Source organism: Pseudomonas sp. UBA6562 (genome assembly GCF_002434265.1).
Taxonomy (GTDB): Bacteria; Pseudomonadota; Gammaproteobacteria; order Pseudomonadales; family Pseudomonadaceae; genus Aquipseudomonas.
Genome location: NZ_DJJS01000010.1, coordinates 56,451 through 77,287 on the forward strand (window position 1 = coordinate 56,451; position 20,837 = coordinate 77,287).

At 65.3% G+C, this 20,837-nt stretch carries 22 protein-coding genes and 1 riboswitch; of the genes, 14 read left to right on the forward strand and 8 right to left on the reverse strand.

Annotated features, from left to right (window positions below; translation table 11 throughout):
* Positions 1 to 38: 38 nt before the first annotated feature.
* From B4M43_RS20205 to B4M43_RS20240, 8 genes are all read left to right on the forward strand, one after another.
* Positions 39 to 704, forward strand: a complete 666-nt coding sequence (locus tag B4M43_RS20205; RefSeq protein WP_296269232.1) for a riboflavin synthase — start codon at positions 39 to 41, stop codon at positions 702 to 704.
* A 23-nt stretch (positions 705 to 727) separates the two neighbouring features.
* The gene (gene ribBA / locus B4M43_RS20210) at positions 728 to 1,819 is read left to right on the forward strand and encodes a bifunctional 3,4-dihydroxy-2-butanone-4-phosphate synthase/GTP cyclohydrolase II (protein ID WP_296269233.1); all 1,092 of its coding nucleotides are present in this window, start codon (positions 728 to 730) and stop codon (positions 1,817 to 1,819) included.
* Positions 1,820 to 1,910: 91 nt separating this feature from the next.
* A complete protein-coding gene (ribE, locus tag B4M43_RS20215; RefSeq protein ID WP_296269234.1) occupies positions 1,911 to 2,387 on the forward strand; it encodes a 6,7-dimethyl-8-ribityllumazine synthase in 477 nt (158 codons plus the stop codon).
* On the forward strand, positions 2,384 to 2,884 hold the full coding sequence (nusB, locus tag B4M43_RS20220; RefSeq protein WP_296269235.1) for a transcription antitermination factor NusB: 501 nt from the start codon (positions 2,384 to 2,386) through the stop codon (positions 2,882 to 2,884). The genes ribE and nusB overlap by 4 nt, the downstream gene beginning before the upstream one ends.
* 18 nt (positions 2,885 to 2,902) lie before the next feature.
* Positions 2,903 to 3,868, forward strand: coding sequence for a thiamine-phosphate kinase (thiL, locus tag B4M43_RS20225; RefSeq protein ID WP_296269236.1), 966 nt, complete (start codon positions 2,903 to 2,905; stop codon positions 3,866 to 3,868).
* A gap of 277 nt (positions 3,869 to 4,145) precedes the next feature.
* Positions 4,146 to 4,886, forward strand: a complete 741-nt coding sequence (locus B4M43_RS20230) for a substrate-binding periplasmic protein (protein WP_296269237.1) — start codon at positions 4,146 to 4,148, stop codon at positions 4,884 to 4,886.
* A 90-nt stretch (positions 4,887 to 4,976) separates the two neighbouring features.
* On the forward strand, positions 4,977 to 5,594 hold the full coding sequence (gene ribA, locus B4M43_RS20235) for a GTP cyclohydrolase II (protein WP_296269238.1): 618 nt from the start codon (positions 4,977 to 4,979) through the stop codon (positions 5,592 to 5,594).
* A 98-nt stretch (positions 5,595 to 5,692) separates the two neighbouring features.
* A complete protein-coding gene (locus B4M43_RS20240) occupies positions 5,693 to 6,511 on the forward strand; it encodes a cobalamin-binding protein (protein WP_296269239.1) in 819 nt (272 codons plus the stop codon).
* Positions 6,512 to 6,767: 256 nt separating this feature from the next.
* On the opposite strand, the gene dxs is transcribed toward B4M43_RS20240, so the two are convergent.
* From dxs to pobA, 5 genes are all read right to left on the reverse strand, one after another.
* Complete coding sequence (dxs, locus tag B4M43_RS20245; RefSeq protein WP_296269240.1) at positions 6,768 to 8,663, reverse strand: 1-deoxy-D-xylulose-5-phosphate synthase; 1,896 nt, start codon at positions 8,661 to 8,663, stop codon at positions 6,768 to 6,770.
* A gap of 162 nt (positions 8,664 to 8,825) precedes the next feature.
* Positions 8,826 to 9,713, reverse strand: a complete 888-nt coding sequence (locus B4M43_RS20250) for a farnesyl diphosphate synthase (protein ID WP_296269241.1) — start codon at positions 9,711 to 9,713, stop codon at positions 8,826 to 8,828.
* Positions 9,710 to 9,955 (reverse strand): exodeoxyribonuclease VII small subunit, encoded by a 246-nt coding sequence (locus tag B4M43_RS20255; protein ID WP_296269242.1) that lies wholly within the window; start codon positions 9,953 to 9,955, stop codon positions 9,710 to 9,712. The genes B4M43_RS20250 and B4M43_RS20255 overlap by 4 nt, the downstream gene beginning before the upstream one ends.
* Positions 9,956 to 10,295: 340 nt before the next feature.
* A complete protein-coding gene (gene ribB, locus B4M43_RS20260; RefSeq protein WP_296269243.1) occupies positions 10,296 to 10,937 on the reverse strand; it encodes a 3,4-dihydroxy-2-butanone-4-phosphate synthase in 642 nt (213 codons plus the stop codon).
* 79 nt (positions 10,938 to 11,016) lie between these two features.
* Positions 11,017 to 11,158, reverse strand: a riboswitch (FMN riboswitch).
* Between the two features lie 78 nt (positions 11,159 to 11,236).
* Positions 11,237 to 12,421 (reverse strand): 4-hydroxybenzoate 3-monooxygenase, encoded by a 1,185-nt coding sequence (gene pobA, locus B4M43_RS20265; protein ID WP_296269244.1) that lies wholly within the window; start codon positions 12,419 to 12,421, stop codon positions 11,237 to 11,239.
* Between the two features lie 125 nt (positions 12,422 to 12,546).
* Here pobA and B4M43_RS20270 point away from each other — a divergent pair, with 125 nt between their 5' ends.
* From B4M43_RS20270 to B4M43_RS20285, 4 genes are all read left to right on the forward strand, one after another.
* Positions 12,547 to 13,422 (forward strand): helix-turn-helix domain-containing protein, encoded by an 876-nt coding sequence (locus B4M43_RS20270; RefSeq protein ID WP_296269245.1) that lies wholly within the window; start codon positions 12,547 to 12,549, stop codon positions 13,420 to 13,422.
* 210 nt (positions 13,423 to 13,632) lie between these two features.
* Positions 13,633 to 14,616, forward strand: a complete 984-nt coding sequence (locus tag B4M43_RS20275; RefSeq protein ID WP_296269246.1) for a DUF1852 domain-containing protein — start codon at positions 13,633 to 13,635, stop codon at positions 14,614 to 14,616.
* Positions 14,617 to 14,644: 28 nt separating this feature from the next.
* Positions 14,645 to 15,673, forward strand: a complete 1,029-nt coding sequence (locus tag B4M43_RS20280; protein WP_296269247.1) for a methionine synthase — start codon at positions 14,645 to 14,647, stop codon at positions 15,671 to 15,673.
* A gap of 198 nt (positions 15,674 to 15,871) precedes the next feature.
* The gene (locus tag B4M43_RS20285; protein ID WP_296269248.1) at positions 15,872 to 16,315 is read left to right on the forward strand and encodes a hypothetical protein; all 444 of its coding nucleotides are present in this window, start codon (positions 15,872 to 15,874) and stop codon (positions 16,313 to 16,315) included.
* Between the two features lie 103 nt (positions 16,316 to 16,418).
* Here the strand turns inward: B4M43_RS20285 and B4M43_RS20290 are convergent, their stop codons facing one another.
* The 3 genes from B4M43_RS20290 to B4M43_RS20300 form a co-directional block, all read right to left on the reverse strand.
* Entirely contained in the window at positions 16,419 to 17,123 is a 705-nt protein-coding gene (locus tag B4M43_RS20290; protein ID WP_296269249.1) for a hypothetical protein, read from the reverse strand.
* A gap of 95 nt (positions 17,124 to 17,218) precedes the next feature.
* Positions 17,219 to 18,481 carry an AAA family ATPase gene (locus tag B4M43_RS20295; RefSeq protein WP_296269250.1) on the reverse strand — a complete coding sequence of 421 codons (1,263 nt, stop codon included), beginning with the start codon at positions 18,479 to 18,481 and terminating at the stop codon, positions 17,219 to 17,221.
* A gap of 209 nt (positions 18,482 to 18,690) precedes the next feature.
* Positions 18,691 to 19,077, reverse strand: a complete 387-nt coding sequence (locus tag B4M43_RS20300; protein WP_296269251.1) for an SMI1/KNR4 family protein — start codon at positions 19,075 to 19,077, stop codon at positions 18,691 to 18,693.
* 206 nt (positions 19,078 to 19,283) lie between these two features.
* On the opposite strand from B4M43_RS20300, the gene B4M43_RS20305 reads away from it, so the two are divergent.
* Complete coding sequence (locus B4M43_RS20305) at positions 19,284 to 19,814, forward strand: sigma-70 family RNA polymerase sigma factor (protein WP_296269252.1); 531 nt, start codon at positions 19,284 to 19,286, stop codon at positions 19,812 to 19,814.
* A gap of 2 nt (positions 19,815 to 19,816) precedes the next feature.
* Positions 19,817 to 20,785: a FecR domain-containing protein gene (locus B4M43_RS20310; protein WP_296269253.1), complete on the forward strand. Its 969-nt coding sequence runs from the start codon at positions 19,817 to 19,819 to the stop codon at positions 20,783 to 20,785.
* The last annotated feature ends 52 nt before the right edge of the window (positions 20,786 to 20,837 follow it).

The window sequence follows — 20,837 nt, forward strand, 5'->3', positions numbered from 1 at the left end:
GGCTTGCCCCGTGCAGCCCCGTTCCCGAGGAAGACACCATGTTCACCGGCATCATCGAATCGATCGGCACCATCCGCAGCCTGACCCCGAAAGGCGGTGACGTGCGGGTCTACGTCCAGACCGGCAAGCTCGACCTGGGCGACGTCAAGCTCGGCGACAGCATCGCGGTCAACGGCGTATGCCTGACCGCCGTGGAACTGCCGGGCGACGGCTTCTGGGCCGACGTCAGCCGCGAAACCCTCGACTGCACCGCGTTCGTCGACCTCAAGACCGGCAGCCGCGTCAACCTCGAAAAGGCCCTGACGCCCACCACCCGCCTGGGTGGCCACCTGGTCAGCGGCCACGTCGACGGCGTCGGCGAGATCGTCTCGCGCAGCGATAACGCCCGCGCCATCCAGTTCCGCGTACGCGCGCCCAAGGATCTGGCCAAGTACATCGCCCACAAGGGCTCGATCACCGTCGACGGCACCAGCCTGACGGTCAACGAGGTCGATGGCGCCGAGTTCGAGCTGACCATCGTCCCGCACACCCTGTCCGAAACCATCATGGCCGACTACCGCGCAGGGCGTCGGATCAACCTCGAGGTCGACCTGCTGGCCCGTTACCTGGAGCGCCTGCTGCTGGGCGACAAGGCGGCCGATCCGAACAAGGGCAGTGGCATCACCGAAAGCTTCCTGGCCGCCAACGGCTTCTTGAAATCCTGAATGAATTGAGAAGGGGGTGCCGCGTGGCGCTCAACAGCATCGAAGAACTGGTCGAAGACATCCGCCAGGGCAAAATGGTCATCCTCATGGACGACGAAGACCGCGAGAACGAAGGCGACATCATCATGGCGGCCGAGTGCTGCCAGGCCGAGCACATCAACTTCATGGCCAAGCACGCCCGCGGCCTGATCTGCATGCCGATGACTCGCGAGCGCTGCGAAACCCTCAAGCTGCCGCTGATGGCGCCGCGCAACGGCTCGGGCTTCGGCACCAAGTTCACCGTGTCGATCGAGGCCGCCGAGGGCGTCACCACCGGCATCTCCGCCGCCGACCGCGCGCGCACCGTGCAGGCTGCGGCCGCACGCGACGCCAAGGCCGACGACATCGTCAGCCCCGGCCACATCTTCCCGCTGATGGCGCAACCCGGCGGCACCCTGGCCCGCGCCGGGCATACCGAAGCCGCCTGCGACCTGGCGCGCATGGCCGGCTTCGAGCCGAGCGGGGTGATCTGTGAAGTGATGAACGACGACGGCACCATGTCCCGTCGTGCCGAGCTCGAGCTGTTCGCCGCCGAGCACAACATCAAGATCGGCACCATCGCCGACCTGATCCACTACCGCATGATCCACGAGCGCACCGTGCAGCGCGTCGCCGAGCAGGTGATGGACACCGAGCTGGGCGCCTTCAACCTGGTCACCTACCGCGACGCGGTCGAGGGCGACGTGCACATGGCCCTGACCCTGGGCGAGATCCGCGCCGAGGAACCGACCCTGGTGCGCGTGCACAACATGGACCCGCTGCGCGACCTGCTGCTGGTCAAGAGCCCCGGGCGCTGGAGCCTGCGCGCGGCGATGGGCGCGGTGGCCGAGGCCGGCAGCGGCGTGGTGCTCCTGCTCGGCCATCCGCTCGACGGCGACCTGTTGCTGGCGCACATCCGCGAAGCGGCGGGCGAGGCGCAGCTCAAGGCGCCGACCACCTACAGCACCGTCGGCGCCGGTTCGCAGATCCTGCGCGACCTGGGCGTGCGCAAGATGCGCCTGATGAGTTCGCCGTTGAAGTTCAATGCGATATCCGGATTCGATCTGGAAGTTGTAGAATACGTGCCCTCCGAGTAATCCCAGGTGCCGCAAAGGCCTGACGCTCGAGTCCGAACCCTGCTGAGGCCGCCCCTGTGCGGCCTCGGCTACTGAATATGAGATTCCCGGAATGAACCTGAAGACCATCGAAGGTACTTTCATCGCCCCCAAAGGTCGCTATGCCTTGGTGGTTGGCCGCTTCAACAGCTTCGTCGTCGAAAGCCTGGTCGGCGGCGCCGTCGACGCCCTGGTTCGCCACGGTGTGAGCGACAGCGACATCACCATCATCCGCGCACCTGGCGCCTTCGAAATCCCGCTGGTGGCGCAGAAGGTCGCCCAGCAGGGCGAGTACGACGCCATCATCGCCCTGGGCGCCGTGATCCGTGGCGGCACCCCGCACTTCGAATACGTCGCTGGCGAATGCACCAAGGGCCTGGCCCAGGTGTCGATGGAGTTCGGCGTACCGGTCGCCTTCGGCGTGCTGACCGTCGATTCGATCGAGCAAGCCATCGAGCGTTCCGGCACCAAGGCCGGCAACAAAGGCGCCGAAGCGGCCCTCTCGGCCCTGGAAATGGTGAGTCTGCTGGCGCAGCTGGAGGCCAAGTGATTAGCGACGAAAGCGATCGTTTCAACCCGCGCGATCCGCAGCCTGCCGATGCCGGCAAGCCCTCCAAGAGCAGCAAGCGCCGCGAAGCCCGCAAGCTCGCGACTCAGGCGCTGTACCAGTGGCACATGGCCAAGCACTCGCTGAACGAAATCGAAGCGCAGTTCCGCGTCGACAACGAGTTCACCGACATCGACGGCGCCTACTTCCGCGAGATCCTGCACGGCGTTCCGGCGATCCGCGACGAGATCGACCAGGCCCTGGCGCCTTGCCTGGACCTGTCCCTGGAAGAGCTCGACCCGGTCGAACTGGCCGTGCTGCGCCTGTCCACCTGGGAGTTCATCAAACGCGTCGACGTGCCCTACCGCGTAGTGATCAACGAAGGCGTGGAGCTGGCCAAGGTCTTCGGCGCCACCGACGGCCACAAGTTCGTCAACGGTGTGCTCGACAAGCTGGCACCCAGCCTGCGCGAAGCCGAAGTCAAGGCCAACAAGCGCTGATCCCGGCGCCGGCGTGCCATGGGTGAGTTCGAGCTGATCAACCATTACTTCGCCGCCGCGCCTTGTGCGCAAGGCGGCGAGGGCGTGGCCCTGGGCATCGGCGACGACTGCGCGCTGCTCGACCTGCCGCCGGGCGAACAGCTGGCGGTGTCCACCGACACCCTGGTCGCCGGTGTGCACTTTCCCGTGGCGTGCGACCCCTTTCTTCTCGGTCAGCGCTCGCTGGCCGTCGCGGCCAGCGACCTGGCGGCCATGGGCGCGCAGCCCGTGGCCTTTACCCTGGCGCTGACCCTGCCCGACGTCGGCGCGGCATGGCTCAAAGGCTATGCCGAGGGCCTGCAACGCATGGCCGAGCAGTGCGGCCTGAGCCTGATCGGTGGCGATACCACGCGTGGCCCGTTGAGCCTGACTCTGACCGTGTTCGGCCGTGTACCGGCAGGCCAGGCCCTGCGCCGCAGTGGCGCGCAGCCGGGCGACCTGCTGTGCGTCGGCGGCACATTGGGCGATGCCGCCGGTGCGCTGCCTCTGGTGCTCGGCACGCGCCAGGCCGGCGAACCCATCGCAGCGCCGCTGTTGGCGCGCTACTGGTCGCCGGCCCCGCAGTTCGACCTGGGCTTGCGCCTGCGCGGGCGTGCCAGCGCCGCGTTGGATATCTCCGACGGGCTGCTGGCCGACTGCGGGCATATCGCCAAGGCGTCGGCGGTGGCACTGGACATCGAACTCGCCAAGGTGCCGGTGTCCGCCGCGCTGGTCGCGTTGCTCGGCCAGGACGGCGCGTTGCAAGCGGCGCTCAGCGGTGGCGACGACTATGTCCTGGCCTTCACCCTGCCGCCTGCGCACCTCGCCGCGTTGATCCAGATCGGCGAGCCGGTTCATGTGATCGGCCGCGTACGGGCCGGGCAGGGCGTCACCGTGCGCGATGCCCAGGGCCACGACGTGACGCCGACGCAACGCGGCTACCAGCATTTCCCGCAGACCCCATGACCGATTACCCGCAACAGGTGCCGACGCAGTACGTAGCGTCTCCGGTCTGTCGCGCAGTCCGGCCCATCGGTTGGCTCGACAGGCCCATGCGTAGGCGCAGCCCTATGCTCGGCGATATCCTCGTCAGCGTGTTCGCCTGCGCACCGATGCAGGCGCTGGGCTGGAGGCTTGCCTAGGCTGTGCAGGCAAGTCCCTATCCGGTGCGCGCCGCCGTCGAAGCGCAGCCGGTGGTACCGCATCGTTCGGCGCGCCGCTTAGTGCGTAAGGAATCGAGGCAATGGTCATGAAAACTGCCCTGCTGGCCCTATGGCTGTTCTTGAGCGGCGCAGCCGTCGCCGCGCCGGCTCCTGCGCAGGTGCGCCTGGTCAGCGAGCAGTGGCAGGACTATACCGAGGCGGACGGCACGGGCCTGGCCTGGGACGTGCTGCGCCAGGTGTTCGAGCCGGCCGGGGTACGGGTGGTGGCGCAGAGCGCGCCCTACAGCCGGGCCATCGGCCTGGTCAGGCGGGGCGAGGCCGATGCCTGGGTCGGCTCCTACCAGAACGAGAGCCCCGACAATCTCTACCCGCGCTGGCATTTCGACGTCGACCACATCTACGCGCTTGGCCTGGCGAAAGGGCCGGTGCCCACGGCTGCCACCATCGGCCACTATCGCCTGGCCTGGGTGCGCGGCTACGACTATGCCCGTTACCTGCCCAACGTCGGCGACGGCCGTGAAGTGCAGCGCCGCGAAGGCATTCTGCCGATGCTCGAACACGACCGGGTGGATTTCTATATCGACGCCCTCACCGAAATCGACTACGTGATCGGCCAGTCCAACCAGCCGCAACGTTTCCGGCGCACCTACATCGCCGAGCTGCCCCTGTACCTGGCGTTCGCCGACAGCGACGCCGGCCGAACCCTGCGCGACCTGTTCGATCGACGCATGGAGCAGCTGGTACGCAGCGGCGAGCTGAAACCGATCTTCGAGCGCTGGCGGCAGCCCTACCCCTTCACCCCCAACGGCCGGCCGCAGTGAATGCCGCTGGGTCCGGCCTGCGCACAGGTGCGGGGTCTGCTGATACAATCGCGCAAAGTGAAACCTCAAGTTACCAATCAGGAGCACAACGTGCCCGTCGTCTTTGTTGCCGCCTCTAAACTCCCGACGCCCTTTGCAACCTTCACCATGCATGGCTTTCTCGACGAAGCCACCGGCCGCGAACACGTGGTGCTGAGCCTGGGTGACATTGCCGATGGCCAGCCGGTGTTGGGGCGCTTGCACTCCGAGTGCCTGACGGGAGATGCCTTGTTCAGCCAGCGCTGCGACTGCGGTTCGCAGCTCGAAGCCGCGCTGCAGGCCATCGCCCGTGAAGGCCGTGGCGTGCTGCTGTACCTGCGCCAGGAAGGCCGTGGCATCGGCTTGCTGAACAAGATCCGCGCCTATGAATTGCAAGATGGCGGCGCCGACACCGTGGAGGCCAACGAGCGCCTGGGCTTCGCCGCCGACCAGCGCGACTACGCCATGTGCCTGCCGATGCTCGAGCACCTGGGCGTGACCTCGCTGCGCCTGATGACCAACAATCCACGCAAGGTCAAAGCCCTCACCGGCATGAACATCCGCGTCAGCGAGCGCGTGCCGCTGCACACCGGGCACAATCCGCACAACTCGCATTACCTGGCCACCAAGGCGGGCAAGCTGGGGCACATGATGGGCGACGAGCACCAGGGCGAAGTGCCACAGGCGTGAGCCTGCCAGGCTCTCACCGCGCCTCTGTCGTTCGGAGGCGTCCCGTTCGAAAAGCGTGCGACCGTTCGCCGTCCCCCGCAGGCAAGGCGCCGAGCTGAGTGCGGGCACTGTGGCTGGGCCTGCTGCTTTGCTCGGGATTGGCGTTCGCCGACGTGCCGCTGCGCGTGGTCAGTCTGGCGCCGTCGATGACCGACGTCATGCTCGAACTAAATGCCCAAGACCTGCTGGTCGGCGTGCTCGACGGTAAGGAACGGCCCGAGGCGGTGCGCCACTTGCCTACGGTCGGACGCTACGGGCAGCTCGACCTGGAGCGCCTGCTCAGCCTACAGCCCGACCTCCTGCTGCTCTGGCCCGGCGCCGTACCGGCCGCCCAGCGCAAGCAGTTGGACAGTCTGGGCATCGCCACTTTCAGCGGCGACCCGCATACCCTCGACCAGTTGATCGAAAGGATCGAAGCCCTCGCCGCGCGCATCGGCCGCGCCGAAGCCGGGCGGCGCCATGCCGCCGCGCTGCGCCAGCGGCTTCAGGCGCTGCGCGCGCAGTACGCACGGCCAACGCCGCTGCAGGTGTTTTACCAAGTGTGGGATTCGCCGTTGTACACCCTGGGCGGCCAGCAGATCGTCAGCGATGCCCTGAGCGTATGCGGGTCGCGTAACGTCTTCGCCGACCTGCCGCAGCCGGCCCCGTTGGTCAGCGTCGAGTCGGTGATCCAGCGTAACCCACAGGTGATTCTGGTCGGCGAGCCGCGCCAGCTCGCCGCCTGGCAGGCCTGGCCACAGCTCGATGCCGTGGCCGCTGGGCGCGTGCGGGTGGTGCCGGACAAAGGCCTCGAGCGACCCAGCGGACAGATGATCGAGGCGACGGCACGGCTGTGCGCCGTGTTGGAGGCTACAGCGCCGGCGCTCAAGCAGCGCTGAACATGCAGGGATGGCCGGCCCGGCGCTCCGATCAGCTGCGATAGCTCGGCCCGAAGCGCTGCGGTCACGAATTGGCCTGTTCTCACTGTAGAGACGGCCGGTTCGACGCTCTGAATAGCCGCGATGGCCGGTGCTGCCGGCCCAATGGCCTCAATCCGGACCCCATAGGGTGAACGCGAAGCCTAGATCAGGGCCGCGTTGCGGCCCATCGCGGCTGATCGGAGCGCCGAACCGGCCGCTCCCACACCGGGCGGTCCTACAAACCTAGCTTCGCCAGCCGAGCGCGGATCGAGGCTTCTATACCGGCCGCGTCCAGGCCGCATTCGGCGAGCATCTGCGCAGGTTTGGCATGTTCGACGTAGGTGTCCGGCAAGCCCAATTGCAGCAATGACTTGAGCACCGCCTCACGAGCCAGTAGCTCACCGACTGCGGAACCTGCGCCGCCCATGATGGCATTCTCTTCGATCGTCACCAGCAGTTCGTGGCTGGCGGCCAGTTCCAGCACCAGCGCCTCGTCCAATGGTTTGACGAAACGCATGTCGACCACCGTGGCGTCCAGCGTCTCGGCCACTTGCAGAGCCTCGGCCAACTGCACGCCGAAGGCCAGAAGCGCCACCTTGCTGCCCTGGCGACGGACCACACCCTTGCCGATCTCGATGGGCAGCAGCTCAGTGGAGATCGGCGCGTTCGGGCCGGTGCCGCGGGGGTAACGCACGGCAGCCGGGCCATCGAAGTGGTGGCCGGTGGTGAGCATCGCGCGCAGTTCGTTCTCGTCGCTCGGCGTCATCACCAGCATGCCGGGGATGCAGCGCAGGTAGGACAGATCGAAGCTGCCGGCATGGGTCGGGCCGTCCTCGCCCACCAGGCCCGCACGGTCGATGGCGAACAGCACGTCGAGGTTCTGCACCGCGACGTCGTGGATCAACTGGTCGTAGGCGCGTTGCAGGAACGTGGAATAGATCGCCACCACCGGCTTGCTGCCTTCGCAGGCCATGCCGGCGGCGAAGGTCACCGCGTGCTGCTCGGCGATGGCCACGTCGAAGTAGCGCTCCGGGTAGCGTTCGCTGAAGGCCACCAGGTCCGAGCCTTCCTTCATGGCCGGGGTGATGCCGACCAGGCGCGGGTCGGCGTCGGCCATGTCGCACAGCCATTGGCCGAACACGCTGGAGTATTTCGGGCCGCTGACGGCCTTGGGCGCGACCGGTTGGTCCACCGGTTCCAGCTTGGTGATGGCGTGGTAGACGATCGGGTCCACCTCGGCAGGCGCGAAGCCCTTGCCCTTCTTGGTCACCACGTGCAAGAACTGCGGGCCCTTGAGGTCGCGCATGTTGCGCAGGGTGGCGATCAGCGTGGGCAGGTCGTGGCCGTCGATGGGGCCGATGTAGTTCCAGCCCAACTCCTCGAACAGCGTGCCGGGCACCAGCATGCCCTTGGCGTATTCCTCGGTGCGGCGGGCGATTTCCCAGGCGCCCGGCAGGCGCGACAGCACCTTCTTGCTGCCCTCGCGCATGCTGGCGTAGGTGCGGCTGGAGAGGATCTTGGCCAGGTAGTTGGACAGGCCGCCGACGTTGCGCGAAATCGACATGTCGTTGTCGTTGAGGATCACCAGCATGTCGGCGTCGACTTCCGGCGCGTGGTTCAGCGCCTCGAAGGCCATGCCGGCGGTCAGCGCGCCGTCGCCGATCACGGCGATCGACTTGCGTTCTTCACCCTGCTGGCGGGCAGCGATGGCCATGCCCAGCGCGGCACTGATGGAGGTGCTGGAGTGGCCCACGCCGAAGGTGTCGTAGACGCTTTCGGCACGACGCGGGAAGGCGGCCAGGCCGTCTTTCTGACGCAGGCTGAGCATCTGCTGGCGACGACCGGTGAGGATCTTGTGCGGATACGCCTGATGGCCGACGTCCCACACCAGGCGGTCGTCGGGGGTATCGAAGACGTAATGCAGGGCGATGGTCAGCTCGATGACGCCCAGGCCTGCACCGAAGTGCCCGCCGGTCTGGCCCACGCTGTAGAGCAATTCCTGGCGCAACTCGTCGGCCAGGGTCTCCAGGTCGGCTTCGGCCAGGCGGCGCAGGCCGTCGGGCGTATCGGCGCGGTCGAGCAGCGGCGTGACCGGGCGTTCGCGGGGGATCTCTTGAAACGTCGTGGGCATCAGGCGAGTCGTTATAGGTTCGAAGTCGTGGCAGTTTACCCCATCGGAGGAAAAGCTGCCCATGGACTGGGCGACGCCAGTCCGCTAAGGCGAGCCAGCGCCGGCCTGTAGCTGGCCAGCGATGATGGGGTGCGATCGGGTGTTCGCGCGCGGTGGCGTGCGTCAGTGACGGCGCTCGACGATGTAGCGCGCAAGGGCCCGCAGCGGCTCGGCGGATTCGCCCAGCCCTTGCACTGCGACCAGCGCCTGGTCGCGCAGTTCGATGGCGAAGGCTTTGGCGGCGTCCAGGCCGAGCAGGGCGGGGTAGGTCGGTTTGTCGCGGGCGATGTCGGCGCCCTGGCGTTTACCGAGGGTGGCCGTATCGCTTTCCACGTCGAGGATGTCGTCCTGCACCTGGAAGGCCAGGCCCACCGCGCGGGCATAGGTTTGCAGCGCCTCGAGCTGGGCGGGCTGTGCGCGGCCGCTGGCCAGGGCGCCGAGGCGCACGCTGGCTTCGATCAGCGCGCCGGTTTTGTGCCGGTGCATGAAGGCCAGGGCGTGCGGGTCGAGGGTCAGCCCTACCGAACCGAGGTCGATGGCCTGGCCGCCGACCATGCCCGCCGGGCCGGCGGCGCTGGCCAGGGTCTGCACCATGCTCAGGCGCAGCGCTTCGCTCTGCGTGCTCAGGTGCGGGTCGAGCAGGGCAGTGAAGGCCAGGCTCTGCAGGCCGTCGCCGGCGAGAATGGCGCAGGCTTCGTCGAACGCCTTGTGGGTAGTCGGTTGGCCGCGGCGCAGGTCGTCGTCGTCCATGGCCGGCAGGTCGTCGTGCACCAGCGAGTAAGCATGAATCAGCTCGACCGCGCAGGCCGCGCCGTTGGCTGCTTCGGCCGGCGCGCCCAGGGCTTCGCACGCGGCGTAGGCCAGCAGCGGGCGGACCCGTTTGCCGCCGTTCATGACGCTGTAGCGCATGGCCGCGTAAAGGCGTTGCAGTTCCGGGGACGGGGCGTCGAACAGCGGTTGTAGGGCGGCATCGACCCGTGCCTGGCAGGTGGCCTGGTAGGCCGCGATCATGCTTCGGGCTCCGGGTCGAAGGGGCGCGCCTTCAGCTCGCCGTCGCGCTCGAGCAGAATCTGCACTTTCTGCTCGGCCTGGGCCAGGGCGTCCTGGCAGTCGCGGGTCAGGCCGATGCCTTTCTCGAAGGCCGCCAGCGAGTCTTCCAGCGAAAGCTCTTCGTTTTCCAGGCGTTCGACCAGGGTTTGCAGCTCGGCGAGGGAGTGTTCGAAATCGATGGAGGCTTTCTTGCGGGGGGCCATGGCGACGGTCTCGGTGGCGATGTCTATAACGGCGGGACACTAGCAGAGCGGGGCAGGGCTAGCAAATGGCTACGTGTCATGCCTGACGCAGTCGAGCAGTGGAGGGTGATCGGCCATATGGCTAGGAGTATTTGGTTTCCCTGCAACACCTGCTCAGCTTTCGAACGCCCGGCACATGCATCGAGGCGCCGATTGCAGAAGCTGCGCCGAGGACGGTGCCAGGTCGGCCCCCCTCGGCGCTGGCTCGGCAAGCCACCGAGCCAGGTGTTCGTTCAGGCCGCCAGCGTTGGAGGCTGGCGGCCTGCCGGCCCGGCCGAAACGCCACCGAGCCGGTTCGCGCTCACACGGCCAAAGCTTCGCGCGCGCTCATGGCCTGGCGGTACTGGGCCAGCTCTTCGATGGTCAGCACCGGCAGCTGGTACTGGCGGGCGTAGGTGCGCACCTGTTCGCCGCGGGCCATGCTGCCGTCCGGGTTCATCAACTCGCAGAGCACCGCCGCCGGACGCAGGCCGGCCAGCCGTGCCAGGTCCACCGAGCCTTCGGTGTGGCCGCGGCGGGTCAGCACGCCACCGTTGCGCGCGCGCAGCGGGAAGACATGGCCGGGGCTGACGATGCGCCGGTCGCCGGGGGTGGAGTCCAGCGCTGCCTGGATGGTGGTGATGCGGTCCTGGGCCGACACGCCGGTGCTGACGCCTTCGACGGCTTCGATGGTGACGGTGAAGCCGGTGCCGTGGCGGGCCTGGTTGTTGGCCACCATGGGCGCCAGCTCCAGGGCATCGACCGTGGCTTCGTCCAGGCACAGGCAGACGATGCCGCTGCAGTCGCGGATCATCATGGCCATGCTCGACAGCGAGAGGTTTTCGGCGGCGGCGATGATGTCCGCTTCGTCCTCACGGTCATCGTCGTCGAGCAGCAGCACGGGCAGGCCGGCCTGGAAGGCGGCGATGGCGGCCGCGACGTTGGGGAATTGCGGGGTGGACATGGAAACGCTCCTCGTAACAGATCGATGAACGTCTCGGGGCGAACACAATGCGCGTGCAGGCGCCCACCGGGGCACCTGGCTACGCCTTCTTTCATCCGGACTATGACCGTCGGCTCTGGAGTCGCACCAGATCTGCTGACCTCCGACCGGGTCGGAGCGCTCGCGGGCTCATCTTTCGATTTACCGCCGGTGGGGACTTGCACCCCGCCCTGAAGACCCGGCCAGCATACAGGCAAGGGTAGGCCCCTTGGCAACCGTGGGCGTCTACGACGTTGGTTGGGCAAGGGGCCAGATGCGCCTCATTCGATCGGCTCGTAGGGCAGCCCCACGTAGTTCTCGGCAATGCTCTGGCGCCCCGCCGGCGAGCCGACGAAATAGTCCAGCTCGGCCTGCTGCATGCGCTGGCCGAAGGCGTCGGTGTCGGGGAAACGGTGCAGCAGGCGGGTCATCCACCAGGAAAACCGCTCGGCCTTCCAGACCCGCTTCAGGCAGACCTCCGAATAACGTTGCAGCAGGTCGCGGCGGCCCTCGCCGTAGACCCTGCGCAGGATGTTGAACAAGGTGCTGACGTCGCTGGCCGCCAGGTTCAGGCCCTTGGCGCCGGTCGGCGGCACGATATGCGCCGCGTCGCCGACCAGGAACAGCTCGCCGTACTGCATGGGTTCGACCACAAAGCTGCGCAGCGGGGCGATGCTCTTCTCGATGGACGGGCCGGTCACCAGCCGGGCGGCGATGGGCGCCGGCAAGCGCCGCTTGAGCTCGGCCCAGAAACGCTCGTCGGACCAATCCTCGACCCGCTCTTCGTGGCCCACCTGAATGTAATAGCGCGTGCGCGTGGGCGAGCGCAGGCTGCACAGGGCGAAGCCCCGCTCGTGGCTGGCATACACCAGCTCAGGGTTGACCGGCGGGGTGTCGGCCAGCACGCCCAGCCAGCCGAAGGGATAGACCCGTTCGAAGGTCTTCAACACGCCTTCGGGAATGGAGCGACGCGACACTCCGTGGTAACCGTCGCAGCCGGCGATCAGCTCGCAGTCCAGGCGCACTGGCTGGCCGGCGTGGATGAAGGTGACATAGGGCTTGCCGCTCTTGAGGCCATGCACGGCCACCTCGCTCGCGGCGTAGAAGGTGGGCGCCGCAGTGGCGGCGCGCGCCTGCATGAGGTCGCGGGTGACTTCGGTCTGGCCGTAGATCATCACGCGCTTGCCGCCCGTGAGCGGCGGCAGGTCGATGTGCGCCAGGCGGCCGTCGAAGGCCAGGTCGAAACCGTCGTGAGACAGGCCTTCGCGGTCCATGCGCGCGCCCACACCTGCTTCGCGCAGCAGGTCGACCGTGCCCTGTTCCAGCACGCCTGCGCGGATGCGGCCGAGCACATGTTCGGCGCTTTGGCGTTCGATGATGACGTTGTCGATGCCGGCCCGTTGCAGCAGTTGGCCGAGCAGCAGGCCCGAGGGGCCGGCGCCGATGATGGCGATCTTGGTATGCATTGTTGTTATCCTCACGGGCACTGCGGCCCAGGGTTTTTTTATCGAGCGCCTGTATTTTTGGCGGGTGGCGCGCAGGAAAGAAGGCAATTTCCGTGTGCATTCATGGACTTTTCGAGGGTTGCGCCATGGCTCAGGCCGCGCTGTCGGTACCGGTCTTCAAGTTGTATGGCGAAACCGCCTGGCCGACCCCGGACTTGCTGCACTGTGAGTCGATCCCCGCCAGGAGCCGCTTGCACGACTGGCAGATCAAGACCCACCGCCATGCGGACCTGGTCCAGTTCCTGTATGTCCAGGCGGGCCGGGCGCAGGTGTCGATCGAAGGGCAGGCACGCCAGCTCGGCCCCGGCACCCTGCAGGTGGTGCCGGTGATGAGCATCCACGGTTTCCGCTTTTCCGAAGACATCCAGGGCTGCATCCTCAGCCTCGCCAAGCCGGCCCTCGATGCCATGGGCGCCGGCGTGCAGGGCCAGCCGTTCGACCGCCCAGGCGCGTATGCGGCCGGGTCCGATCGCGCCCATCTGGACGACCTCTTCGCTCGGCTGCTGGACGAATACGCCGTGCCACGTGCCGAGCGCGAGCTGATGCTGCACGCTTTGCTCGGCGCACTGCTGGTGTGGGTCGCGCGCCGCGCCGGCGAACGGCCGCAGCAGGTGGCGAGCGCGCAGAGCCGTGGGCAGCAGCACCTTGCGCAGTTCAGCAGACTGATCGAGCGGCACTTCAGGACGCATCGGCCCATCGACTTCTACGCCCAGGCCATTGGCGTCAGCACTGCCCATCTCAATGCCCTGTGCCGACAGTTGGCCGGCCGGTCGGCGCTGCAACTGCTCAACCAGCGCCTGACCCTCGAAGGCAAGCGCAACCTGGTCTACACCGCCATGACCGTCAGCGAGGTCGCCGACAGCCTGGGCTTCAGCGAACCTGCGTATTTTTCACGTTTCTTCAAGCGCGAAACCGGCTGTACGCCCAAGGGCTTTCGCCTGCAACGGCGCGGGCAGCGCTGAACACAAGTTGCCGCAATGGGTAAGAGGCGCGGGAGATAGGAGCATGAACTTGAATCCTGCTAAAGATCCTTTGAAAAACGCTCATTAGTCGCCGAAGGCAGTCCTCCCTACACTGGCCCCCATCAGGAACGGTGTTTCTACCCACGCGGCAACCGCCAGGCGATCGGGTAGGCACTGAACGTTCTCAACGCATCAGGGTGCCGGACCGACATGGCCAACGACTTCGCCTTCACCATCAAGCGCATTCGCTTCGATGAGCACTACCGGCCCGCGGACAACACGCGGATCACCACCAACTTCGCCAACCTGGCCCGCGGCGAACGTCGCCAGGCCAACCTGCGCAACACCTTGCAGATGATCGACAACCGCTTCAACGCCCTCGCCCATTGGGACAACCCCAATGCCGACCGTTACGCGGTGGAGCTGGACATCGTATCGGTGGCGATGCAGGTGGCGGAACCGGGCATCGAGGGCCAGGGCACCGCGCTGCCGCTGATCGAAATGCTCAAGACCACCGTGCTCGACCGGCAGACCGGCGAGCGCATCGACGGCATCGTCGGCAACAACTTCTCGTCCTACGTGCGCGACTACGATTTCAGCGTGCGCCTGTCGCAGCGTGCCGGCGCGACCGAGGCCCCGGCGCAGTTCGGCGAGCTGCATGGCAAGCTGTTCAAGTGCTTCGTCAATTCGGCGGACTACAAGGCCCATTTCGGCAAGCCGCCGGTCATCTGCCTGAGCGTGTCCAGCAGCAAGACCTACCAGCGCAGCGAAAACCACCACCCGGTATTGGGTTACGAGTACGTGCAGAGCGCGCACTCGTTGACCGACGACTACTTCGCCAAGATGGGCTTGCAGGTGCGCTACTTCATGCCCGCCAACAGCGTCGCGCCCCTGGCGTTCTATTTCGCCGGCGACTTGTTGGCCGACTACACCGCCCTGGAGCTGATCAGCACCATCAGCACCATGGACACCTTCCAGAAGATCTACCGGCCCGAGATCTACAACGCCAATTCGGCGGCCGGCAAACGCTACCAGCCCAGCCTGCAGCACGAAGACTACTCGTTGACGCGCATCGTCTACGACCGCGAAGAGCGCAGCCGCCTGGCCCTCGAGCAAGGCCGCTTCGCCGAAGAACATTTCATCAAGCCCTACGGCGCCCTGCTCGAACAGTGGTCCGCCGGTTACGCGCTTTGACACGCCCCGAACACAAGGTTATCGCCCGATGAACAAGCTGCTTCCCACGTCCACCGCCGGCAGTCTGCCCAAACCCGCCTGGCTGGCCGAGCCCGAAACCCTCTGGTCGCCCTGGAAACTGCAAGGCGCCGAACTGCTCGAGGGCAAGCAGGACGCGCTGCGCCTGGCCCTGCACGAGCAACGGCAAGCGGGTATCGACATCGTCAGCGACGGCGAGCAGACCCGCCAGCACTTCGTCACCACCTTCATCGAGCACCTGGACGGCGTCGACTTCGAGCGTCGCGAAACCGTGCGCATCCGTGATCGCTACGACGCCAGCGTGCCCACCGTGGTAGGTGCGGTGAGCCGGCAGAAGCCGGTGTTCGTCGAGGACGCCAAGTTCCTGCGGGCGCAGACCGACCAGCCGATCAAGTGGGCGCTGCCCGGCCCCATGACCATGATCGACACGCTGTACGACAACCATTACAAAAGCCGCGAAAAGCTCGCCTGGGAGTTCGCCAAGATCCTCAACCAGGAAGCCCGCGAGTTGGAAGCGGCGGGGGTCGACATCATTCAGTTCGACGAACCGGCGTTCAACGTGTTCTTCGACGACGTCAACGACTGGGGCGTCGCCACCCTGGAGCGCGCCATCGAAGGCCTCAAATGCGAAACCGCCGTGCATATCTGCTATGGCTACGGCATCAAGGCCAATACCGACTGGAAGAAAACCCTGGGTTCGGAATGGCGGCAGTATGAAGAGGCCTTCCCCAAGCTGCAGCAATCGAGCATCGACATCGTTTCGCTGGAGTGCCACAACTCCCATGTGCCGATGGAACTGATCGAGCTGATCCGCGGCAAGAAGGTCATGGTGGGCGCCATCGACGTCGCCAACCACACCGTCGAAACCCCCGAGCAAGTGGCCGATACGCTGCGCAAGGCCTTGCAGTTCGTCGATGCCGACAAGCTGTACCCGTGCACCAACTGCGGCATGGCGCCGTTGCCGCGCCATGTGGCCAACGGCAAGTTGCGCGCGTTGAGCGCGGGGGCCGAAATCGTTCGCCGGGAACTGACGCGCTGAGCGTGATGCGTGGGCCGCCGTCCTTCCTTCATACGGACGGCGGCCGTGAAGGGGCTTGGCCATTGCCGAACAGTTCACAACTTCAGCCATCGGGTTGTGATTTCCAAGCGCTTTGTTGTGAACCACGGCCAAGGCGCTTGGCACCTCGGCGCATGCCTCGTTTAATGCAGCCCATCTGACTTTCGAGGACCGAACACCATGTTGACGTACCGCAAGTGGGCCGCCGCCCTGATCGCCTCCCTGGCCCTGCTGAGCAGCCTGGCCCACGCCGAAGATCGCCCACCGGTGGCCGACAAGGTCGTGGCCTACATCGGCGAGCACGGCGTGAAGGTCTGGACCCTGCGCATCGGCGAGCGTAGCGCCAACGAAGCGCTGGTGCAGGTTGAGGGCGTGGACAATGACTGGAACATGCGCATCCAGAAGATGAAGGTGGAGAAGACCGATAAGCGTACCTCTTACTTCACCACCGTCGACGGCAAGCCGTTCGCAGCCTTGCTCATCCAGGGCCCGGATAGCTGGAGCCCCAGCGAGCTGTACCTGCCGGGCGAGTCGCAGGTGATCAGGCTCGCGTATTCGGACGGGTTGTCGGACGCGGGGAATGCGCAGGCGTTTCTGACGGACTATCTGAATCAGAAAGAGTGACAGCTTGGCGATTGACGCGCTGATGGGCGTTTGCGCAGAGTAGGTATGCTGCCGTGTCCGGTTGTTCGGGCACGGTAGGCACGGTTGAGTCAGTGCTTGACGTTTACCACTGCAACGCTTCTGGCGCCGCCTTTATCAGTTCCGCGGACTTGGCAAGCAAAGGCAACTCATTGTTATAGCGCTTCATCCTTTCCCATACCCCCCTGTATCGCTCATTCCGAAAGTCTTCGATAAATACCTGGCGCTCTACGGCGGTCAATTGGTGCTGTTGGTTTATCCACGCGGACAGCCGCGCGTTGAACCCGGAGAAGGCGCTTCTACGGCCTCGGACCAGTGCATCGCGCTTGTTTAGGCCAAGTACGTCGATCGTATAATCGGCACGTAACCAAACCTCGGACATGTCGTCATCGGTATTGGGTACGTAGCGGAAGGTTCGAAAATCCAACCATAAAAAATCGAGTGGGTCATCGACGCGTGGGTCGAGGAGGGCAGGGCGGCCTCTTTCAGGTGGAACCACCGCTGCATTGGGCTTACGCGTAATGTCCACGCGTTTCAGCGGTTCTACCAGCACGGCAAATTTATTGTTCTTGGGGCCATTGCAGGGACCACAGGCAAGCACATAGTTACTCCAGGCGTAGCAGACTTCCGGGAAAAGATCCTTAGGTCGCATATGCTCGATTTCATAAGCCAACGAATCTTCACAATACACGCACCTGGCGTTTCCACTGCACATCCGCGTCAGGACCTCTTTCAGCTCGCTGAACAAACCTCGTGGCTTATCCTTCCAGCTGCTTTTGGCATAAGCCACTTATGCCTCGTAACCATCGAGTTTGTCTACGTTGTCCTGAAGGGCCTGCAAACGCTGCACCTGTTTGGCTTCGAGATCTTGCGAGGCGAGGGTGATCATAGGCTTTCGTCTTCCGTCACCGAGGCTAGTGTGCTTTCCAGCTTCAGGCGTTCGGAGACTTCCGGGGCGGATAATGTGCCCCTGTCCATGACCCTGTTCAACTTAGCCAGTCGATCGAGTTTATCCACGGCTTCGTCGGAGCGACCGGGTAAGCCACCGAATGCCTCACTGTTCAAGACGTGCAGTACATCCCCGTAAAGCACGCGATTGAGCTGGTCACCTGTGATGCGGTGAAGCTGTTCCCCAGCACCCGGTTCGGGTAGTCGCCATACAGAACCTCTCGCCGCCGTCTGGCAAACGTAGGGGGAATGGGTAGTCACAATGAATTGAATAGCGGGAAACAGTCGAGTCAACCATGGGCCTATTTCGCGCTGCCATGAGGGATGCAGGTGGGCATCTATCTCATCGATGAACACTACGCCAGGAGCTAGCACGGTGCAGGCATCTTTCGAAAAGATAGCCTCGCTGTACCTCGATACGAGCAGGCGCAACAACTCGAAGGTCATCGATAACACAGCACGGTAACCGTCGCTCAGTTCTAGGATAGGCACGTCTACATTATTGCCATCGACAAACTTCACGGTTTCCGAATTCACCTCGGTGAGCTCAGCGCCGTGTGGAAGAAAGCCGGGTTGATTAATGAAGGTGCGGACCTTTCCAAGTAAGCCGTCATGCGTATTGGAAGAAATGCCCTCCAACTGCTTGAAGCGTAGCCTCTGAAGCCATTCCAACGCTTCGGTCAATGCAACGTCTTCATTAAAGATGCTCAGGTGCCGAGCGAGACGCGGGAATGCTGTAAACAACCTGACGTTTTCTGGGTTACCGCCGCTGAAACGACGCATAGGCCCGAAGGCTGCGGAGAACCAACCACGGCCATCGCCCAAGAATTTCGGCGTGCTACTGGTTGTGGGCTTGATCAAACCGTCGCTTTGGAGAGAGAGGCCTCCTTTGACAATGCGCAAAGACTGGGGCCCCTGCTTGCCCGATGTATCCCAGTCAGCAGTGGGCGCCACTTCTACATTGATCACTGCTTTGACGACGCCAGGCGCCCTGCGGATGAATTCTTGCGCCGGACGTCGAGCAGCAGCGAACTCGATGGCACCTGTAAAGGCAATGGCACCAGCCCGCAGAAATCCTGACTTACCAGAGCCATTCGGACCGATCAGCACGTGCCAGCCCGGCTCTTCTCCAGCGTCGATTTCCCACACCAAAGACGCGAAGGCTCGGAAGTTCGTCAGTTCCAATTTGCGAAGATACATATCCACTCCGGAGCGCTAGCCATCGGGCCAGGTAGAGCAAAGACCGGCCCTTACATAGGGCGGTGAGTCTAGCAGAGACACGCAACGCCCCGAGGCGACGACCAGAAATTGGTGTTGCCGGATGTAATGGCACATAGGATTAGACATTGTCCGCAGCGTCATTCATTGGACGCTCTCTCACTGCCAAGTTTTGCCTACCGAAGGGAGCACTACGGCTCAACAAGCGCTTGAATAGGCGGACTCAAAACAGGTTCTACCTGTCTCAACCACCGTTCGCCACCCACCCACGACTCATCCGCATAGTCGTCGGGATGGGCTTCGTGCCAAAGGGAGGCCACCTTCAAGTCGTCCATCCTTATCAACCAGATCTCCTGCGTGTGGTGGTTGCAGCCGAACGGGAAGTACATCCGGAACAACTGATCGGGTGCTTCGAAGTGGTGGGCATACAGCGCCGCGATGTCTTGGGGGTGGTACAGCTCGAGGTCGTCTCGCCGACCAGGGCCGAAACGGCTCAGCAGCTGGCGATAGAAGGGGGGCAGCGGAAAACCCAACTGCTGTTCCAGCGAGTCGATGGCTTGAGGCGAAAGCGGGTTCATCGTAGGGGCGTCCTGCGTGCGAGCGGGGGTCCATGATGACGGTGGATGGGTACCCCGCGAAAGCGGGGATCGTGAAACGTCGGTGCACGGCCAACAGCTAGCCGCCCTTGCGAAGCGTGCCCGACGACCTCGCATTGTGATAAACGCCGCGCCCGACTAATATCGCGAACACTTCTCATTAGCTGCTTCGCTGCGTCGGATCTACCATGTCCTCCCCCCATGCCCTCGATCATCCCGTACACCGCCTGTACACGCAGCACGCGCCGTGGCTGCTGAGGTTTCTCGGCCGGCGGCTGGGCAGCCGCCTGGATGCGCCGGATCTGCTGCACGACACCTTCATGCGCGTGCTCGGCCGGCCGCGCCTGCCGACCGACGAAGCCGGCGAGCGCTCGTTCCTGGCCGCCATCGCCAGCGGCTTGTGCATCGACCGCTGGCGCCGCCGGGACGTGGAAAGCGCCTATCTGGCTGCGTTGGCCAGCCAACCCAATGCGCTGCAGCCTTCGCCCGAGCACAGCGCCATGGTGCTGGAAACCCTGATTGAGGTGGATGCCATGCTGGACAGCCTGCCGGCCAAGGTGCGCGAAAGCTTTCTGCTGGCGCAGCTCGACGGCATGCCCTACCGGCAGATCGCCGAGCGCGTGGGGGTGAGCGAGCGCATGGTGAAAAAGTACATGGCCCAGGCGTTCGTGCACTGCGCGGTGCTGGGTGCGGAACTCGACGGCGTGCTGGTGGAATGAGCATGGCGCCGGTCGGCCGCATCCGTCACGCCACCCTGCAACAGGCGGCGCAGTGGTACGTCGCGTTGCAGGAGGCCGATTGCCCCGCCGCGCTGCACGAGCAGTGGCAGCGCTGGCTCGCCCAGCACAGCGAGCACCAGGCGGCCTGGCACTACGTGGCAGGCGTGGGCGAACGCTTCGCGCCACTGCGCGAGCAAGCGGCGTCGACTGGGCAGGTGCTCAGGCAGGCGCGTATGCCAGGCCTCACGCGGCGCCAAGGCGCCAAAGCGCTGGCGTTGCTGGGCGTCGGCTCGCTGTTGGGGATGACGGGCTGGCGGGTCGCCGGCCAGGCCGGTTGGACGGCGGATATCGCCACGGGCGTCGGCACCCGGCGCCAGGTACGTCTCGACGACGGCAGCCAGCTCTGGCTCGGGCCGCGCACGGCGGTGGACACGCGCTTCGACGGCTACGCCCGCGAGCTCGACCTGCGTTTTGGCGAGGTGCTGTTGCAAGCCTCCGCTGGCGACGGACGACCGCTGCGCATCAGCACCGAGTGCGGCGTGGTGCAGGTGGCCTCCGGCATGGCGCGCCTGGGTGTCCAACAGCGGCAAGGCCATACGCGGTTGAACGTCTACCAAGGCCAAGCGAGCGTCTCCACGGCGCGCGATCGCCTGCGCCAGCCAGTGCTCGCCGGCCAGGCCATCGATTTCACGGCGACCGGGCTCGCCGCGCCGACGGCCGCGCAAGCTGCGGGCGAGTCTTGGACTTGGGGCATGCTGGCGGCCGACGCCATGCCCTTGTCCGAGCTGGTCGACACGCTCGGCCGCTACCGGCATGGCTACCTGGGCTACGCGCCCGTCATCGCCGACCTGACGGTGATGGGCACCTTCCCCTTGGACGATACCGAGCAGGCCTTGCGCCTGCTGGAGGCGGCCCTCCCCGTGCGGGTTCGGCGCCTGACCGACTGGTGGGTCAGCGTCGAGCCTGCGTGAGCCACACATAATTTCCCAGGGTGGTTCCCTTTTCCGGGTGTCGTCCGGTTCA

Excerpts from the sequence above, each read along its gene's own strand:
- ribE (WP_296269234.1), top strand. The coding sequence starts at position 1,911 with ATGAACCTGAAGACCATCGAAGGTACTTTCATCGCCCCCAAAGGTCGC.
- B4M43_RS20270 (WP_296269245.1), top strand. The coding sequence starts at position 12,547 with ATGGCTCAGGCCGCGCTGTCGGTACCGGTCTTCAAGTTGTATGGCGAA.
- pobA (WP_296269244.1), bottom strand. The coding sequence starts at position 12,421 with ATGCATACCAAGATCGCCATCATCGGCGCCGGCCCCTCGGGCCTGCTG.
- B4M43_RS20305 (WP_296269252.1), top strand. The coding sequence starts at position 19,284 with ATGTCCTCCCCCCATGCCCTCGATCATCCCGTACACCGCCTGTACACG.
- ribB (WP_296269243.1), bottom strand. The coding sequence starts at position 10,937 with ATGTCCACCCCGCAATTCCCCAACGTCGCGGCCGCCATCGCCGCCTTC.
- B4M43_RS20280 (WP_296269247.1), top strand. The coding sequence starts at position 14,645 with ATGAACAAGCTGCTTCCCACGTCCACCGCCGGCAGTCTGCCCAAACCC.
- B4M43_RS20255 (WP_296269242.1), bottom strand. The coding sequence starts at position 9,955 with ATGGCCCCCCGCAAGAAAGCCTCCATCGATTTCGAACACTCCCTCGCC.
- dxs (WP_296269240.1), bottom strand. The coding sequence starts at position 8,663 with ATGCCCACGACGTTTCAAGAGATCCCCCGCGAACGCCCGGTCACGCCG.
- B4M43_RS20295 (WP_296269250.1), bottom strand. The coding sequence starts at position 18,481 with ATGTATCTTCGCAAATTGGAACTGACGAACTTCCGAGCCTTCGCGTCT.
- B4M43_RS20285 (WP_296269248.1), top strand. The coding sequence starts at position 15,872 with ATGTTGACGTACCGCAAGTGGGCCGCCGCCCTGATCGCCTCCCTGGCC.
- B4M43_RS20250 (WP_296269241.1), bottom strand. The coding sequence starts at position 9,713 with ATGATCGCGGCCTACCAGGCCACCTGCCAGGCACGGGTCGATGCCGCC.
- B4M43_RS20230 (WP_296269237.1), top strand. The coding sequence starts at position 4,146 with ATGGTCATGAAAACTGCCCTGCTGGCCCTATGGCTGTTCTTGAGCGGC.
- B4M43_RS20300 (WP_296269251.1), bottom strand. The coding sequence starts at position 19,077 with ATGAACCCGCTTTCGCCTCAAGCCATCGACTCGCTGGAACAGCAGTTG.
- B4M43_RS20310 (WP_296269253.1), top strand. The coding sequence starts at position 19,817 with ATGGCGCCGGTCGGCCGCATCCGTCACGCCACCCTGCAACAGGCGGCG.
- B4M43_RS20205 (WP_296269232.1), top strand. The coding sequence starts at position 39 with ATGTTCACCGGCATCATCGAATCGATCGGCACCATCCGCAGCCTGACC.
- thiL (WP_296269236.1), top strand. The coding sequence starts at position 2,903 with ATGGGTGAGTTCGAGCTGATCAACCATTACTTCGCCGCCGCGCCTTGT.
- B4M43_RS20275 (WP_296269246.1), top strand. The coding sequence starts at position 13,633 with ATGGCCAACGACTTCGCCTTCACCATCAAGCGCATTCGCTTCGATGAG.